Here is a 16,629-nt window from a genome sequence, read left to right on the forward strand (position 1 = left end):
AAACAGAAAACACACTATGAGCAGCGATTGGTCAAGAACAGAAGGCCTTGATTACCTAAGAGACAAGGTTAAAGAAATTAAAACAGCAATGTTAACCACTTACAGCGAGGAACACGGCTTTAGCAGCCGCCCTATGGGTACAGCAGACATTGATGGTGACGGAAACATTTGGTTTTTTACCAATGAGTATTCACCTAAAGTAAGTGAGATATCGATGGAGAACACCGTATCTCTTACATATTCTGATGTTGAAAATCATACTTACCTGAGCATTGTTGGTGAAGCAAAAGTTGAGGACGATAAAGCTAAAATGAAAGAGCTTTGGAACCCGTTTGTACAGGCTTTCTTTCCGGAAGGTTTGGATGATCCGAAATTGACCTTACTGAAAGTTATCCCTAACGACGCTGAGTATTGGGATAGCAGCAGCAGCCGCATGGTAGTGCTTTTCAACATGCTTAAAGCCAGGTTAACCGGCAAACAATATGACGAAGGCAAACACGGTAAAGTAGATCTTAATTAAGGTATTTCTTATTCTTTGTATAAAACCACAGCAATTAATGTTGTGGTTTTTTTATGCCGCTACTTTCCATCAAATTATTATTGCCTAATATTGAATTATGATTTACCAGGATACAATTGAATTTGCACAATTACAGGATGAACAGGATGAATTGAGAAGTTTTCGCGATGAGTTTCTGTTTCCAAAGTATAACGGAGAGAAGGCAATTTACCTTTGCGGTAATTCATTGGGATTGCAGCCACGTGCTGCAGGTGAATACATTAAACAGCAATTGGTTAATTGGGAGGCTTATGCGGTGGAAGGGTGGTTTATGGGAAACGAGCCCTGGCTCGATTATCATAAAGCTTTACTTCCTTCACTTTCCGGCCTGCTGGGTGCTAACGAAAATGAAATAACTGTCATGAATTCACTTACAGTTAATCTTCATTTGCTGATGGTAAGCTTCTATAAACCAACAAATAAAAAGTTTAAGATATTGATGGAAGCCGGCGCATTCCCGTCAGACCAATATGCCGTTGAAAGCCAGGTTCGTTTTCATGGATATGACCCAAAAGACGCCATAATTGAGGTTGCACCAAGAAATGGTGAAGTGACTTTGCGAACAGAGGATATCATTGCCCAAATAGAAGATAATGCTGATGAAATCGCTTTGGTGCTATTCAGCGGGATCAACTACTACACAGGGCAGCTTTTTAATATGGAAGCCATTGCAAAGGCCGGTCATAAAGCAGGGGCAATGGTTGGGTTTGATCTTGCCCATGCTGCTGGTAATGTTCCGCTAAAACTGCATGAATGGGGGGCCGATTTTGCATCATGGTGTTCATACAAGTACATGAACTCGGGGCCTGGTGGTATTAGTGGTGCATTTGTGCATGAGAAGCATTTTGGCAATGACAAGCTGGATAGATTTGCCGGATGGTGGGGTTATCGCCGCGATAAACAATTTCTGATGCAACCAGGCTTTGATGCTGAGATCGGTGCACAAGGATGGAACGTAAGTACCAGCCCGATTGTACTGATGGCCATGCACAAGGCATCATTAGATATTTTTGAAAGGGCAGGAGGCATTCAGAAACTCCGCGCAAAAGGCGACAAGCTAACAGGTTACCTGGAATACATGATCGCGCAGATCAATCAAAAGCTGGGCGAAGAAGTTTATCGCATCATCACGCCTCAAGATCAAAACCAACGTGGTAGCCAGCTTTCAGTAGTTTGCAAACGAAACGCCCGGGCGACCTTTGATTATCTTGTGGCTAACGGTGTTATAGGCGACTGGCGCGAACCTGACGTTATCCGCATAAGTCCCGTTCCACTTTATAATTCTTTCACAGATGTTTATTTAGCCGCTAAAGCGCTTTTTAAGGCTATCAGCGCTACCGGATACTAAGGTCAGGTATCTTACAACCCTAATAAAACAATCAGTCTTAAAGGTTATTTAATAAGAATGCTTAAAATAGCTTTCGACCCGATATATGCGCATCCGCTACCGGAGGGACATCGTTTCCCGATGTTGAAGTATGAACTGATACCCGGTCAGTTAATACGTGAGGGACTTATATCGGAGGACAATCTTTTTTCGCCGACAGCCGTTCCCGACGATGTTATCTTATTAACACATGATGCTAATTACTGGCATCAACTGCGAGACCTTATATTGCCGCCAAAAGAGCAAAGACGCATCGGTTTTCCGTTGACTGAACAACTTATTGAGCGTGAACGACGCATAGCGCAAGGCACCATTAATGGTTGCTACTTCGCAAGGCAATACGGCGTAGCCTTCAACGTGGCTGGCGGAACGCACCATGCGGGAACTAATTGGGGTGAAGGTTTTTGTATGCTGAATGACCAGGCAATTGCGGCTAACTACTTATTGGATAAAGGGTTATGTAAATCTATTTTAATAATTGATTTAGATGTTCACCAGGGTAACGGTACTGCTCAAATATTCGAGAATGAGCCGAGGGTCTTCACATTCTCAATGCATGGCGATAAGAACTTTCCTTTCAGGAAGGAACGATCAGATCTGGATATACCCCTGGAAGATGGTATTAAAGATGATGCATACCTTTCTTTACTCAAGGATACGCTGCCTGGATTGATCAGCAAACACAACCCGGACTTTATTTTTTACCTATCAGGTGTTGATGTGCTGTCGTCTGATAAATTGGGCAAATTATCGCTCAGCAAAGAAGCTTGTAAGGAGCGTGATCGGTTTGTATTATCAATATGCAAAAATAACGGTATTCCTGTTCAGGTAAGTATGGGCGGAGGTTACTCTCCACAAATTAAAGACATTGTTGAAGCTCACTGCAACACCTACCGTGTGGCGATGGAACTATATTTTTAGATCATTAACTATAACGATCTGTTGCTTTTTACTGATAGATTGAAACCTGAGGAAAAGCATAATAGATGATGCCGCTAACCCGCAAACCAATCCATACCAAACACCTGTAACGCCAATTTTTAGATGGATGCCGAGCAGGTAGGCCACGGGTAAACCGATGATCCAATAGGATATAAAGGTGATTATGGTTGGCTTATTTACATCGCCCATACCACGGAGTATACCCAGGCCAACCACTTGTGTACCATCAAATAGTTGAAAGAACGCCGCAACCACAAGTAGCTGTGCTGCAATAGCGATAACATTTCTATCTGTAGTGTAGATCCACGGCAGCCATTGATTACAAATAGTAAATATCAGTGCTGTGATGCACATGAAAACGATAACAATATGATAATTTGATATAGCTGATAATCGTAACTCGCGGTGTTTGCCGGCTCCAAAATAATTTCCTGATCTTACTGCCGCAGCCGATGATATGCCGCTGGCCATCATGTAGGTCATACTGGCTAATGATATCGCTATCTGATGCGCAGCCTGCGGAATAGAGCCAATGGTGCCAATAAGGATAGATGCCCCGCCAAAAGCGCTCAGCTCAAAGGTAGCTTGCAAGGCTACCGGCATCCCGATCTTAAGCAATTGCTTCATTCGCTGCCAATGCACATTTTTTAAAGCAAACTCTGTTAGGTATTTTTTAAAAGCCGGGGAACGGAAAACATAAATACCCATAGCAATCGCCATCAGGCAACGGTCAACGAGTGTACTATAGCCAACTCCCCGGATGCCCATGGGCGTTATACCAAACATTCCCTTAACCAAAATAATCCCCACCAAAATATTAAGTACATTACCTACAATAGTGATATACATCGCCTGTTTGGTGAAGCCGAGACCTTGAGCAAACTGCTTAAATGCATCAAATATCATTAGCGGAACCATTGACAAACTCAGCAGGAATAAAAACGGTTTTGCCTGCGCTACCACTGCCGGCGATTGATCCAGATGTGTGATAAACAAAGACATTACTGTATACACAGCAGCGAAAAGTACAAAACTGGTAAGTATATTAAGTATTAAACTATTGCTTAACAATCTGCCGCACTCTGCAAAGTTCTTACGGCCATTGTGCTGTGCTATAAGCGGCGTAATGCCGTAACTTATACCCAAACCAATAGCCAGTGGAACCAGGAACGTACTAATGGATAATGATACGCCGGCAAGTGCATTTGTGCCTGCAAACTGGCCAACGATGATAGTATCAGACAATTGCACAAGCGTGTGGCCAACCTGAGAAAGCACAACCGGTAGAGCGAGCCCTAAACTATCGCGATAATAAGAATGATATTTTTGGTAAAAACTGTTCATGGCCAGCAAATGAAGAGCCGGCAAAGGTAAGCAATAAGCCGCTAAACTACATGGCTGTGTAGAACTCTTCCTTTTCTGTAGTATGTACTGCAAGTACGCCTGACAGCACCAGGTCTACGAGGATACGCTGTGCACGCCTGCGGCCTATATTTAACAGGGTGCAAAATTCCTTTACGGTAATACGTTCTTTTTGGTCGAGATGCTCAAGCAAAGCTTTTTCTTTAGACGAGTATTCTATCAGTACACCTTTCTCATCAGCACCACGGCGAAGCACATCCACAACAACCTTGCTTGCTAACACGCTCTTATCTTTAATCCTGATGTAAACCCACCATTTGCCATCTTCGGCAAGCGCATAATGGGGTTTTTCCCTGCTTTCAGGAATGTCTACCATCAGTATGATCTTATCATCATAATATACTTCCTCGAAGATCGGGTCAAGAGCCGGACGGCAATAGAAATGCGCGGCCTTGGTAATCATGTAACGCTCTTCCGTCTCATCTTTAACGCCTTTTATGGTACCATCATCAAGAACACCAATGAGTAAACGGCCGCCAATGTTGTTAGCATAAGAAACCATTGTTTTTGCTATCTTTTCGCAGCTTGTTATGGTTTTCTTAAAGTCGAGTTTTACGCCTTCACCCTCAAGTATCTGTCTCTTTAAGTTCATTTCAGTTCTTTTCTTTAGTATGGCGTAAATATCTCCATCCAGCGCTCGGCGCGAGTTATCTGCTCAAAACCGAATTGCTTGTACAAACCATGCGCATCAAGCGTAGCAAGCACAAAGCGACGTAAACCCTGCAGATCGGGATGCAAAGTGATGGTTTGTATCAACCACTTTGACAGGCCTATATTGCGATAAGGTTCTAATATAAATACATCACAAAGGTAAGCAAACGTCGCCTTATCACTTATCACACGCGCAAAGCCTGCCATCTTATTATCTTTATAAACGCCGAAACAAAGAGAATTGTCTATAGCCTTCTTCAGTTTTTCGGGCGGTATTCCTTTTGCCCAATACGATTCGCCATCAAGGTAATTAAATATTGCATTAAAATCCAGTAGCGAGTTGTCTGTTGATATCTGATAACCTTTATAAATAAATTGGCTATCGTTCATGTATACCGGCATTATTGATCAAGGGTTTTAAAGTTTAGGTCGCGTATATAAACCTCGTTGCTGAGCGAGGCGCAAATCTCGTTTTTACTGTTCAAAATTTCTACGATAAACGACTTTTCGTATTTACCACAAAGTTGTAGTTGCTGTATTGCGTCGTTTATATATTCATCAGTTAAAGTAACGCTAAAATGTAAAGTTGTATTTGCCGGTTTCAAAAAATTAATTTGAGACGACTTCGACCATATCCGGAGTTTTCTTTCGCTGGATTGCAGAACCCTGTCAAATAACACCGGCAAAAATGGATCTGCAGCTGCAAATATCGTCCCGCCGAATATTGTCCCGTTATAATTTTTGTTCAGAATACTTTTGAAAACCTTAACTTCTACGCCCCTGAAGTCTTTATAAAAGCGCTTTACCCAAACACGTTGAAATAGTAGGGGAGGATAAATCCTCATAAGCCATTTGAGCATCGTTTCTGAAACAACCATCGTTGATAAATATCGAAAAAAATCGCTTTTTTAAAACGTAACGCTCCAAAATGTGGAAATTAAATTGAGCATGTATTCTAAAAAAATCAAAAAACATTTAAACAATAAGGCAGTACTTTGGTTATTAAAGCTGTTACAAAAAAGATTTAACCTACATTTTAATTTTATATCCATGAAAAAACAAATTTTCGCTTTTGCAGCAACTGCAATGATTATCGGTTCGGTTGTGACGGGTTGTAGCTCAGAAAAAGCTACTAATGGTTCTGATAGCACCGCAACAGACTCAACAGCAACTATGACCAAACCAGCAGGAACTGATACTACCAAGGCATCTGATACTATGAAAACAGATACCATGAAAAAAGATACAACTAAAAAGCCGATGTAATTGAATTACATCTCTAAAAAAAGCTCAAATCAGTAATGGTTTGAGCTTTTTATTTATTTGAGATTTGGTCAATTTCTATTTATTAGTATCAATTACTTATTTATTATAATTAATATTATGTTAAGTAATATCTTTAAAAGAAGGCCTGCTTTTACAGGCCCTCTCTTTACTTTTTGTAATGCTTTGATTTGTGCAGCTACTTTGGCTGCGTTTGCCTCATCGCGTTTACCTTTATAATAAGTCATTAAACCATTAAGTGCGTCTTCAGATTTTGGATTAAGTTCCACTGCTTTTAACACGTAAGGTTTAGCCATATCAAACATTGCGTTTGCTTTGGCAACTTGAGCGGTATACTCTTTTTGCTTGTTGGCTGGCAATTTATTAGCAGCATTGTAAGTGTCAATTGCCGGCGAAAGGTAAACAAACCCAAGATTTAGATTAGCTTCAAAAGAATTAGGATTTAAATCTAATACTTTTTTATACATCTCCGCAGCTTTATCAGAGTATTGCTTTTTCTCAGCTTCCATAGTAGCTTTAGCAGCCGGCGCAGCTTTAGCAATTTTTGCAGCAGTGTAAGAATCAGCAACTTGACCGTATGCTATACCTGCGTAATAATATAGATCCTTGTTTTTAGGATCGGCAGCTATAGCATTATTAAGTTTTTCAATAATCTCTTTCTGTTTGCCTTGTCTTAATGCCAGGTCAATTTGGTATGCCCTTAATTTCCCTTGTTTAGGAAATTTCCCTAAACCCTCATCAATTGCTTTAATTGCACCTGCGGTATCTTTTGCAAGTAAATAAGCGTTAACCATGTCAGAATAAGTGCTATCGGCTTTTGAGTATTTTGTAGCAAGCAATTTGCTGTAATTTGTAGCTGCTTCAGGATATTTTTTAGCGTTATAAGCCGCCATTGCCGTATAAAGCATGGCAGTGGTGTCTTCCGGATTCATACTACGGAAGTAATCGAATGATTTATAAGCATCGTCAAATTTGCCGGCGTTAAACTCCTTCGCTCCCTTGTTAGCTTGGTAGCGGCCAAGAATATTCTTAGCGTCATCTATCCATTTTTTATTTTCGCCTTTTTTATCAAGGTCTTCCGCCTTTTTTAGAGCCTCACTTGCGGTATTGAAATATGGCAATGCGGTTTCAGGGGCATTTTGATCGCTTGATTCAACTAATGCTGCGTAAACTGATGCCTTTACAGCCCAGGTTAAGGGCATAGTTGCAGTTTTTTCATTTGCTGCAGCTTTATCAATTGCTTCCTGCGCCTTTGTTAACGATGGTTTAGCCAACGTTGGCTGGCTTTTAAGTCCCTGGTATTTATCAAGTTCAGATTGCGCCGTACTCAACTCGCCTTTTTGAGCGAAAGTTGCCGTGGAAATAAGGCCTAATATGCCTATCATTAAAAATTTAATCTTCATTTTTACTGTTTTAGATTGGTAATGAGTGTGTTGCGACTTAAAGTCGCGTTTATCAGGTTACTAATTTATTTGTTCAAGGCGGTTGTTAACCCGCTCCAACTGTGACTGGTTACCGGTTTTTGCATAAGCAAGGGAAAGCACTTCTAAACAATTTTTATCTCTTGGCGACATCTCGTTTGCCTTCTCTAACCATAAAATGGCATTGGTAATATTTCTGTTGCCATCATCTTTCTTAATTGTGCTTTCTTTCAAATACATCAATCCTAAGTTAAAAACAGGGTCGTATGCATTTCCATTAAGTTCTATAGTACGAAGATATAAAGACTCTGCTTTGTCGAATTGGTTTAAGTGATCATAGCAGTTAGCTGCTACAAATGTAATATCAGAGTTGTTAGGATTGTTATCAATAAGTTGCGGCAACAATGGCTCTAAAGATTTATAATCGCGATTGTTATTGTATATATTGGCTTCGTCCTGCAAAAGTTGCTTGCTATTGGGCAACAATCTCCTACCCTTTTTAACAATCTGCAATGCCTTTGCGGTATCACCGAGAGACTTATAAATTGACGACGCTGTTTCCAGGTATTCAAGCTTTGTGCTGTCGGTATTGATCAGATTATCATAATACTTAGCAGCATCCTGCAAGTTGCCTTGTTTATTATTAGCGTAAGCCAAGTAAACATTGATATTTTTTTGACCGGGTGCATATTTCTTAGCATTCTGAAATGCAATTGCAGCATTTTTGAAATCCTTACTCTGGCTTAAGGTAAATCCCTTGCGTACATAAGCGTTTGAAAGGCACCTGCGAGAATAATCCATCTCTGCCTGGTAATTGAAGATCTTACTTTTTGCAGCAAATTTTTCGTACAAGGCTGCTGTCTTATCCAAAAAATTATCAGACTGATTAAGCTTGTTAGTAGAATCAAGCTGGAGTATACTTGAGTATACGATTAACCTGTAAACATTTTTTTGAATGTCGTTGGAGTCCTTTTTGGTGACTACTAAGCTATCTGCTGATTTTTTAGCGCGAGATAAATAAGCCAGATCTGCCTTTTGTTTGAAAAAAGCAAGATTGTTTACCACGCTCTTTAATGCCTCTGTTTGCCCAAAAGCGAAAGAAGTGATAAACAATCCAATTATCAGTAACCCTAACTTGCTTTTTTGCATAAGCTATTCCGTTTGGTCATCCTCGGTAGCGGCATCGTCTGCGTTACCTTCGTCAATTTTTGTATCTTGTTTTATATCCAGTTCTTCGGTACCTGCGTCAATATCAGCGTCAGTGGTCTCTGCAATTTCCTTATCTGCTATTGCTTCTGCAACTACCGCTTCATCAAGCTCCTCATCCTCTACGTGTGCAACAGTTGCTACTGAAGCTATCTCATCGTTGCCTTTCAAGGTTATCAACCTCACCCCTTGCGTAGCTCTTCCCATCGTGCGGAGTTCTGCAATAGCCATGCGAATGATGATACCCGATTTATTGATGATCATCAGATCTTCTGTATCAGTAACACCTTTTATGGCAACAAGGTTTCCGGTTTTTTCAGTAATGTTAAGAGTTTTAACCCCTTTACCACCACGGTTAGTAACGCGGTAATCCTCAATGTCAGTACGTTTACCATAACCTTTTTCTGATACTACCAATACAGTTGTTTCGGCGTCATTGATACTTATCATACCAACAACCTCATCGTTATTACTATCCAGGCTTATACCACGTACACCTGTCGCGGTGCGCCCCATTGGCCTTACCGTGGATTCATTGAAGCGGATAGCACGGCCACTTTGTAGCGCCATTACAATTTCGCTTGTGCCGGTGGTTAAAGTTGCCTCAAGCAGTGAGTCGCCATCGTTGATGTTGATAGCATTGATACCGTTTGCACGCGGGCGTGAGTAAGCTTCTAAAGATGTTTTTTTGATAACACCTTTTTTGGTACACATGATAATGAAGTTGTTCTCCAGGTACTCCCTGTCTTTCAACGATTTTAATTTGATGTATGCCTTTATCTTTTCCTCTTTAGGGATATTGATGATGTTTTGTATAGCACGGCCTTTTGAAGTGCGAGTACCTTCAGGAATCTCAAACACACGCAACCAGAAACATTGACCGCTCTCTGTAAAGAACAGCATGTAATTGTGGTTTGATGCGATCAACAGGTGTTCTATAAAGTCTGCATCACGGCTATTGCTGCCTAATGAGCCTTTACCACCCCTGCCCTGACGGCGATACTCTGTCAACGACGTGCGCTTGATATAACCCTCATGTGAAATGGTGATAACAACATCCTCATCCTCAATAAAGTCTTCGGTTTGCATTTCTGCAGACGAGTGAACGATCTTGGTTCTGCGTTCATCACCGTATTTCTCTTGTATCTCGGCAAGCTCTGTTTTGATGATACCCATCCGCAGGCCTTCGTCAGCTAAAACAGATTTTAGATATTCTATCTGCTTCATCAATGCATCATATTCATCGCGGATCTTATCGCGCTCCAGGCCGGTTAAACGGCGAAGCGTCATATCCAGGATAGCACGTGCTTGTATATCGCTTAAACCAAATTGCGTCATCAAGCCTTCACGTGCTTCATCTGGCGTACCCGATGCACGAATAAGTTTAATAACCTCGTCAAGGTGGTCAAGCGCTATCAGTAAACCTTCTAAAATATGTGCGCGTTTTTCAGCCTCGGCAAGTTCAAACTTGGTGCGGCGTATAACAACCTCATGCCTGTGCTCAACAAAATGGTGAATCAGATCTCTCAGGTTCAGCAGCATTGGGCGGCCGTTAACCAGCGCAATGTTGTTTACACTGAAAGAAGTTTGCAGTGCAGTATATTTATAAAGGTTATTTAAAACTATGGAAGCATTTGCATCGCGTTTTATCTCGTAAACCACGCGGATACCCTGGCGGTTAGATTCATCGCGGATAGCAGAGATACCTTCAATTTTTTTCTCGTTTACCAATTCGGCTGTACGCTCTATCATCAGCGCCTTGTTCACCTGGTAAGGTACATCGCTAACAATAATACGCTCACGATCATTATTGTAAGTTTCTATCTCGGCAGTTGCGCGGATAACTATACGGCCGCGGCCAGTCTCTAATGCAGCACGCGGGCCTTCAAAACCGTAGATGATACCTCCGGTAGGGAAATCGGGGCCTTTAACGTGTTTAATAAGTTCTTCAACCTGTATATCCCGGTTATCGATATAAGCCAGCGTGGCATCGATAACCTCGTTAAGGTTATGTGGTGCCATATTGGTTGCCATACCTACTGCAATACCTGATGCACCATTAACCAAGAGGTTAGGGAATTTTGCAGGCAGTACAGTTGGCTCTTGCAATGAGTCGTCAAAGTTCAGTTGGAAATCGATCGTATCTTTGTTGATATCGGCCAGCATCTCTTCTGCTATTTTCTGAAGCTTTGCTTCTGTGTAACGCATTGCTGCCGGCTGGTCGCCATCTATCGATCCGTAGTTACCCTGTCCTTCAACAAATGGGTAGCGTAAGCTCCAGTCTTGCGCCATACGTACCATGGCATCATATACAGAAGTATCGCCATGCGGGTGATACTTACCTAAAACCTCACCCACTATACGAGCTGATTTTTTGTATGGTTTGTTGTTGCTAAGGCCCAGGTCAAGCATGCCGAAAAGTACGCGCCTGTGTACTGGTTTTAAGCCGTCGCGCACATCGGGTAATGCCCTTGATACGATAACAGACATTGAATAGTCAATGTATGCAGATCGCATCTGTTCATCAATATTTATCGGGATTATTCGGTCTTCTTTATGTGAGTTCTCGTTTTCTAAATCTTCAGCCATTTTTAAGTTTTCTGTAGACAGTTTTGGCGCTCTATAAAATAGGTTTATTTGTAACTAAAGCGACCTGCGAAGATAACAAATTATACAGAGAAAAGTGGTTTTTTTACTAACATTCTGCATGTTTTTAACACCGGCACCTGCTTTAATTTACTACATTTAGGTAAGCTTTATCACCATGAAAAAACTCACCCGAAATCTGCTTACAACTATCACTCTTTTCGTTATGCCATTAACCAGCATTGCGCAAACTACCATCACTTTAACAATTAAAAATTCAATTAAGATAGATAGCGTAAGCATGGACGATGTTAGTAATACTGAGCATTACAACTTGCCTTACAAAGACACGCTTAGATTTAATTTCAGGAAACGCGAGATCGATTGTTATAACATAAAGTATTACGTAAAAAATAAAAGATACAAAGAGCAACTTTGGTTAGATGCCGGAAAGGTGATTGTTAATGCGCACTTAACCGATACAGCTAAGTTTGTGATAGACACAGTACTAAATTCTCCGTTTTATTATCACAAGCGGAACTTTCTTAAAAATGTTGCCGTGTTGCGTAAAGACAGCGCAGCTTTTAACGCTGCCGTGATGACAGAGTTACAGAGCTACCTCGAAAAAACATGGTCGATGTATCTGGCTGTTGATTACATCAACTACAACCAAAATTCAAAGAGTAATCTTGTAGAGTTAAAAACGGTTTTAGCTAACCAAAAAAAGGATCTTAGTTGGTTTATGTTTCATCAAATCGCAGTTTCGAAATTAACTGAGTTGTTGAAGGATAGAAATTTTTATATCGCCGATTTCGCTTTCGTCAACAGGCAGGGTAAAGCTACCTCAATTAAATTAGAAGACCACGACTATTACCTGATTGATTTTTGGTTTTTAGACTGCCCGCCTTGCAGGCGTGATCACATGTGGATAAGCGAAAATCTTGACAAAATATCGGCACGAAAAATAAAAATAATAAGCATTAGCACAGATGAAAAAAAACATCTGCCTGAGTGGAACCAATATCTTAGCCAGCATAAATATGACTGGGATAATTATCTGCAGGCGCGCAACAAAACGCTAACCACGCATTTAGGTATAAGCGATTATCCAAGCTATGTTTTATTGAACAGCAAAGGGGAAATCATAAGAACAGCAAACACTGTTGCTGATGCATTAAAACCTTTCGAAATAAATTAAACCGACGTGATCTGCACTGAGGCGTGCTGCCGGATATGGATATCGTTATATCGACGAGTTTTTGTATCTGACGTACTTTAGCAGCTGAGGTTACACGGAATTTAATGCACCCTTTTCCAATACTCTTCTACAACCGTTCCGTTAGGCAGTTTTCCGTTGAAGATTAGGGTATCGTTACGAATGTTAAAATGATACCTGAGTGTAACATTTAGCCATTTAGATGGCTGTGCGCTGTAGGTTTGTGTTTCAAAACAGCTATCGAGCTGTAGTTTGTAATCACCTGTTTCATAAGTGAGCGGTTGGGCATCTTTTTCAATGTAAGTACCTGCATAGTGCTCAGCGTTATATTGCCTGCGTAAGGTGTATTCTGTAGAAGGTGCAGCAGGCTTTCCGTTGTAGATACCTCCGCTATATTCCCACCTGCCCGATAACCCACCATCAACTTTAAATGATGCTAAACCTACTAAGATCAAAAAAGATAAGAAAAGCTTTTTCATTTAAACCCAATTAATACCCTTTTTTAAAAAACCTTGTGTTTTTTCTTCTTCACTACCGGCTTGTGGCTGAAAATTGTAAAGCCATTTGGCGGTGGGCGGCAAACTCATCAATATAGATTCAATACGCCCATTTGTTTCCAAACCGAATTTAGTCCCCGCGTCATAAACCAGGTTAAATTCTGCGTAGCGGCTGCGGCGCTGGTATTGCCAAAGTTGTTGTTCTTCTGTAAATGGCTTATTGCGGTTTCGATTTACCAACTCTATGTAAGTTGGGGCGAAGGTACGACCAACCGCTTTGGAAAATTCAAAAACTTGTTCCCATGTGATATCGTCTGTAGCCACTAAGCGATCATAAAAGATGCCTCCAATACCCCTTGTTTCGTTACGGTGCTTGATACAGAAATAATCATCGGCCCAAACTTTAAAGCGATGATAAAAATCTGCATGAAACTTGTCGCAGGTATCTTTCAATTGCTGATGGAAAAATTTCGCATCATCCTCAAACACATAGTGCGGCGTAAGATCAATGCCCCCGCCAAACCAGCGTACGGGTTTACTATTATTATGAAAGGAAGATGGCATCTCAAAATACCGGATATTCATATGTATGATGGGTACCAGCGGATGATTGGGGTGAATAACGATGGAAACACCTGTGGCAAAAAAGTCGTCCTGCTCTACATTCAGCGCTTTTTTTACCGTATGTGGCAGTTGTCCGTGTACGGCCGAGAAATTTACGCCGCCTTTTTCAAAGATGTTACCGTCCTGGATAACACGTGTGCGGCCTCCGCCCCCACCGTCCCGCTCCCAAATCTCTTGCTCAAATGTAGCTTTGCCGTCAGTGGCCTCAAGTGCGGCACATATCTCGTCCTGTATCTGCTGGTAATCGGCGGCTATTTGTTCCTTTGTCATTAATGAGTGAATTAACGAAATATTGAATTAGTGAATGATTAAGGAAGGCCAAAGTTAAACAAAGTAAACAAAAGTGTTGACCAGGCTCCTAATTGAGGACCGCAGAACAATTCTTTCTCGCTTATTTCAACGTTAGTTCACTCCTGCATCTTCCTCTATATAATTCAAATCCTTGCCAAATGTTTCTTTCAATTGACTTAGGGAAAAAAGAGCGATAACGGTAAGTACTATCATCATGATATAACCTGCATTTATTTGCCCAAAATTACCCTTAAGCGCATTAAATGCCAGTGTTATAGGAATTAACGAACCTCTTACAAAGTTAGGTACGGTTGTGGTTACGGTTGCCCGTATGTTGGTGCCAAATTGTTCAGCAGCAATGGTTACAAACGTAGCCCAATATCCAACGGAACAACCCATGATAAAGCATACCCAAATGAATCTGTCGTGGGTAATACCTTCAGATCTTAGATAAATTATGGCTGCTACTGTTGACAGTACATGGAAAACCGCCATAGTTACCTTACGGGACTTAAGCACCTGCGCTAAAAGCCCTGCAAAAATATCGCCGATAGAAATACCGATGTAAGTGTAAAAAATGCCCTCGCCTGCGCTTAAAACATCTTTGGCATGCAACGCTTTGCCAAACTCGGGACTAAAGCTTACCAGCACACCTACAACGTACCAAAGCGGTGCGCCTATGAGTATACAGTACAGGTATTTTTTAAAACGGCCAAAGTTAGTGAACAGCATAAAGAAATTGCCTTTAGAAGCTTTGCTCTCCTGTACATCCTGGTACATACCTGACTCAAATGTGCCGATACGCATGAACAATAGCAGGATGCCCAAACCACCACCAACCATGTAGGCACTTTGCCATCCGTGTTTTGCAACAGCATAGGCTGCTGCGGCTCCAAACAGGCCTATAACAGCCACTATCATGGTGCCGTAACCGCGTTTCTCTTTACTTAGCGTTTCGGTTACAAGTGTAATGCCGGCACCAAGCTCACCTGCCAGGCCAATACCTGCAATAAAGCGTATCGCGGCATACATCGGCACATTGGCAACAAATGCATTGGCAAAATTGGCTATAGAGTAAAGTAGTATTGAGCCAAACAAAACTTTAATACGGCCCATCTTATCCCCTACAACACCCCATATAATACCGCCAAGTAGAAGCCCCGCCATTTGTACGTTGATGATCAATTGGCCCTGAGTGGTTATCTGTGCTTCGCTTAAACCAAGATCGGTAAGGCTTGGTACACGTACGATAGAAAATACCAGAAGGTCATATATATCAACAAAGTATCCAAGGGAGGCAACCAATACCAATAGTATGGCGTTGCGTGTAAGTTTAGACTGTTCGGGTTGTGTCATCTAAGCAGATAATTGATAAGCTAAGGTAATTATTGTAAACAAGCACGCAAATAAGCGTCAACAAAAAACCCCTGTTAACAGGGGCAATATCATCATTAGGTTTATGTAGGATTATACTTTTTTAACTTTTACTGCTTGCAAACCTTTACGACCTTCTTCTTCTTCATACTCTACATCGTCATTGTCTTTTATTGCGTTTACGCCGCCCTGTACATCTTTAAAGTGTACAAAAAGATCTTTACCGTCTTCGGTTATGATAAAGCCATAACCTTTTTGGGTATTAAACCATTTTACTTTTCCAGTTTTCATAATTGTTTGATTTATTAATTGCGTTAAGATTAGTAAGTAGATCAAACTGAATAAGTAGCTTATAATCAATGTAGAAATACAACTATCTATATCAAATATAACAAAAAATTAATATCAAATAAATAAATATTTCATGGCGGAAATGCAAAAAGCCACCTGTGTACACAGATGGCTTTTTGCTATGTTGAGAGCTTGAATTATTTAACTTTTTGGAAGAAGCTTACACCGCTACCAGGAACAACTTTAAGTAATACTTCGTCGTTATCACCTGCAACGTCTACGAAATAAACAAGTGGATCAACGTTCTCGTCGTTCTCTAATTTGATAACTTCTTTAGCGAAGTAACCTTGATATTTTTTTGAGATCTCTTTTTGAGCAGAAACCGGAAGCGCATTGTATTGTACGGTTTGTGTAGTACCCATCAATTCGCCACGTTGGTTGTAGAAAGCAGATTTTTGTACACCATCAATTGTAAAAGTTGCTTTTTGGAATTTAGGAGTAACTTTCCAGGTGATGTTTTCAGCACCGATAAAATCGTTGTTAAATTTGTTTATAGTTAAATAGCTTACGTTAGCTGCATCATCGTTAGCTTTTGGTGCTTTGTCACCTGCAAAAACGTTCACGCTTAAAAATGCTGCAATTGCTGTAGTTATAAATAATTTTTTCATGGCCGTCTTTTTTAAATTTATACAACAAAAATACACCACAATTGAATAATGTCAAAATAACGGCTAATTTTTATGAGATTTTAATAAAATATAGCAGCTAAAAACAAAAATGTAAAAATTCAGGTCGATACTTAGTGTATTTTTTACAATATGTTAAAGAATTTTGAAAATACTTATTGTAAAAAGTACACTAAGTTAAATCATTGTTAA

General features: G+C 40.6%; 17 protein-coding genes. 5 read left to right on the top strand and 12 right to left on the bottom strand.

Translation table 11 applies throughout. The annotated features are described in order from the left end of the window. Nucleotides 1-16 precede the first annotated feature (16 nt). The 3 genes from INP83_RS15120 (at nt 17) to INP83_RS15130 (ending at nt 2,867) form a co-directional block, all read left to right on the top strand. A complete protein-coding gene (locus tag INP83_RS15120) occupies nt 17-520 on the top strand; it encodes a pyridoxamine 5'-phosphate oxidase family protein (RefSeq protein WP_146271210.1) in 504 nt (167 codons plus the stop codon). Nucleotides 521-617: 97 nt separating this feature from the next. Beyond that, entirely contained in the window at nt 618-1,907 is a 1,290-nt protein-coding gene (gene kynU / locus INP83_RS15125) for a kynureninase (RefSeq protein ID WP_219124918.1), read from the top strand. 57 nt (nt 1,908-1,964) lie between these two features. Then, nucleotides 1,965-2,867: a histone deacetylase gene (locus tag INP83_RS15130; protein ID WP_219124919.1), complete on the top strand. Its 903-nt coding sequence runs from the start codon at nt 1,965-1,967 to the stop codon at nt 2,865-2,867. On the opposite strand, the gene INP83_RS15135 is transcribed toward INP83_RS15130, so the two are convergent. Genes INP83_RS15135 through INP83_RS15150 form a run of 4 tightly spaced genes read right to left on the bottom strand, consistent with a single transcriptional unit; the run spans nt 2,856 to nt 5,806 of the window. After that, a complete protein-coding gene (locus tag INP83_RS15135) occupies nt 2,856-4,232 on the bottom strand; it encodes an MATE family efflux transporter (RefSeq protein WP_219124920.1) in 1,377 nt (458 codons plus the stop codon). The genes INP83_RS15130 and INP83_RS15135 overlap by 12 nt on opposite strands. Before the next feature lie 46 nt (nt 4,233-4,278). Then, nucleotides 4,279-4,902 (bottom strand): helix-turn-helix domain-containing protein, encoded by a 624-nt coding sequence (locus INP83_RS15140; RefSeq protein WP_219124921.1) that lies wholly within the window; start codon nt 4,900-4,902, stop codon nt 4,279-4,281. Nucleotides 4,903-4,916: 14 nt separating this feature from the next. Then, the gene (locus INP83_RS15145; RefSeq protein WP_219124922.1) at nt 4,917-5,363 is read right to left on the bottom strand and encodes a GNAT family N-acetyltransferase; all 447 of its coding nucleotides are present in this window, start codon (nt 5,361-5,363) and stop codon (nt 4,917-4,919) included. Then, entirely contained in the window at nt 5,363-5,806 is a 444-nt protein-coding gene (locus INP83_RS15150) for a DUF4442 domain-containing protein (protein WP_255563164.1), read from the bottom strand. The genes INP83_RS15145 and INP83_RS15150 overlap by 1 nt, the downstream gene beginning before the upstream one ends. A 103-nt stretch (nt 5,807-5,909) precedes the next feature. Here INP83_RS15150 and INP83_RS15155 point away from each other — a divergent pair, with 103 nt between their 5' ends. Next, complete coding sequence (locus INP83_RS15155) at nt 5,910-6,227, top strand: hypothetical protein (RefSeq protein ID WP_146271196.1); 318 nt, start codon at nt 5,910-5,912, stop codon at nt 6,225-6,227. A 92-nt stretch (nt 6,228-6,319) separates the two neighbouring features. Here INP83_RS15155 and INP83_RS15160 read toward each other — a convergent pair whose 3' ends face one another. From INP83_RS15160 to gyrA, 3 genes are read right to left on the bottom strand one after another with little or no spacing between them, the layout of a single operon-like run. After that, a complete protein-coding gene (locus INP83_RS15160; RefSeq protein ID WP_219124924.1) occupies nt 6,320-7,648 on the bottom strand; it encodes a lipopolysaccharide assembly protein LapB in 1,329 nt (442 codons plus the stop codon). 60 nt (nt 7,649-7,708) lie between these two features. After that, entirely contained in the window at nt 7,709-8,815 is a 1,107-nt protein-coding gene (locus INP83_RS15165) for a lipopolysaccharide assembly protein LapB (RefSeq protein WP_219124925.1), read from the bottom strand. Nucleotides 8,816-8,818: 3 nt separating this feature from the next. Beyond that, nucleotides 8,819-11,461: a DNA gyrase subunit A gene (gene gyrA / locus INP83_RS15170; protein WP_219124926.1), complete on the bottom strand. Its 2,643-nt coding sequence runs from the start codon at nt 11,459-11,461 to the stop codon at nt 8,819-8,821. A 175-nt stretch (nt 11,462-11,636) separates the two neighbouring features. Here gyrA and INP83_RS15175 point away from each other — a divergent pair, with 175 nt between their 5' ends. Then, nucleotides 11,637-12,656, top strand: a complete 1,020-nt coding sequence (locus INP83_RS15175; RefSeq protein WP_219124927.1) for a TlpA disulfide reductase family protein — start codon at nt 11,637-11,639, stop codon at nt 12,654-12,656. Between the two features lie 101 nt (nt 12,657-12,757). On the opposite strand, the gene INP83_RS15180 is transcribed toward INP83_RS15175, so the two are convergent. The 5 genes from INP83_RS15180 to INP83_RS15200 form a co-directional block, all read right to left on the bottom strand. Beyond that, nucleotides 12,758-13,153, bottom strand: coding sequence for a hypothetical protein (locus INP83_RS15180; protein ID WP_219124928.1), 396 nt, complete (start codon nt 13,151-13,153; stop codon nt 12,758-12,760). Next, complete coding sequence (gene hemF, locus INP83_RS15185; RefSeq protein ID WP_219124929.1) at nt 13,154-14,065, bottom strand: oxygen-dependent coproporphyrinogen oxidase; 912 nt, start codon at nt 14,063-14,065, stop codon at nt 13,154-13,156. It lies immediately after the preceding gene. Between the two features lie 132 nt (nt 14,066-14,197). Next, entirely contained in the window at nt 14,198-15,442 is a 1,245-nt protein-coding gene (locus INP83_RS15190) for an MFS transporter (RefSeq protein WP_219124930.1), read from the bottom strand. Nucleotides 15,443-15,553: 111 nt separating this feature from the next. Next, complete coding sequence (locus INP83_RS15195; protein WP_146271183.1) at nt 15,554-15,751, bottom strand: cold-shock protein; 198 nt, start codon at nt 15,749-15,751, stop codon at nt 15,554-15,556. 197 nt (nt 15,752-15,948) lie between these two features. Then, a complete protein-coding gene (locus INP83_RS15200; RefSeq protein ID WP_146271181.1) occupies nt 15,949-16,419 on the bottom strand; it encodes a hypothetical protein in 471 nt (156 codons plus the stop codon). Nucleotides 16,420-16,629: the final 210 nt, after the last annotated feature.

Origin of the sequence: Mucilaginibacter sp. 21P, from assembly GCF_019331605.1 — a bacterium.
Taxonomy (GTDB): domain Bacteria; phylum Bacteroidota; class Bacteroidia; order Sphingobacteriales; family Sphingobacteriaceae; genus Mucilaginibacter; species Mucilaginibacter achroorhodeus.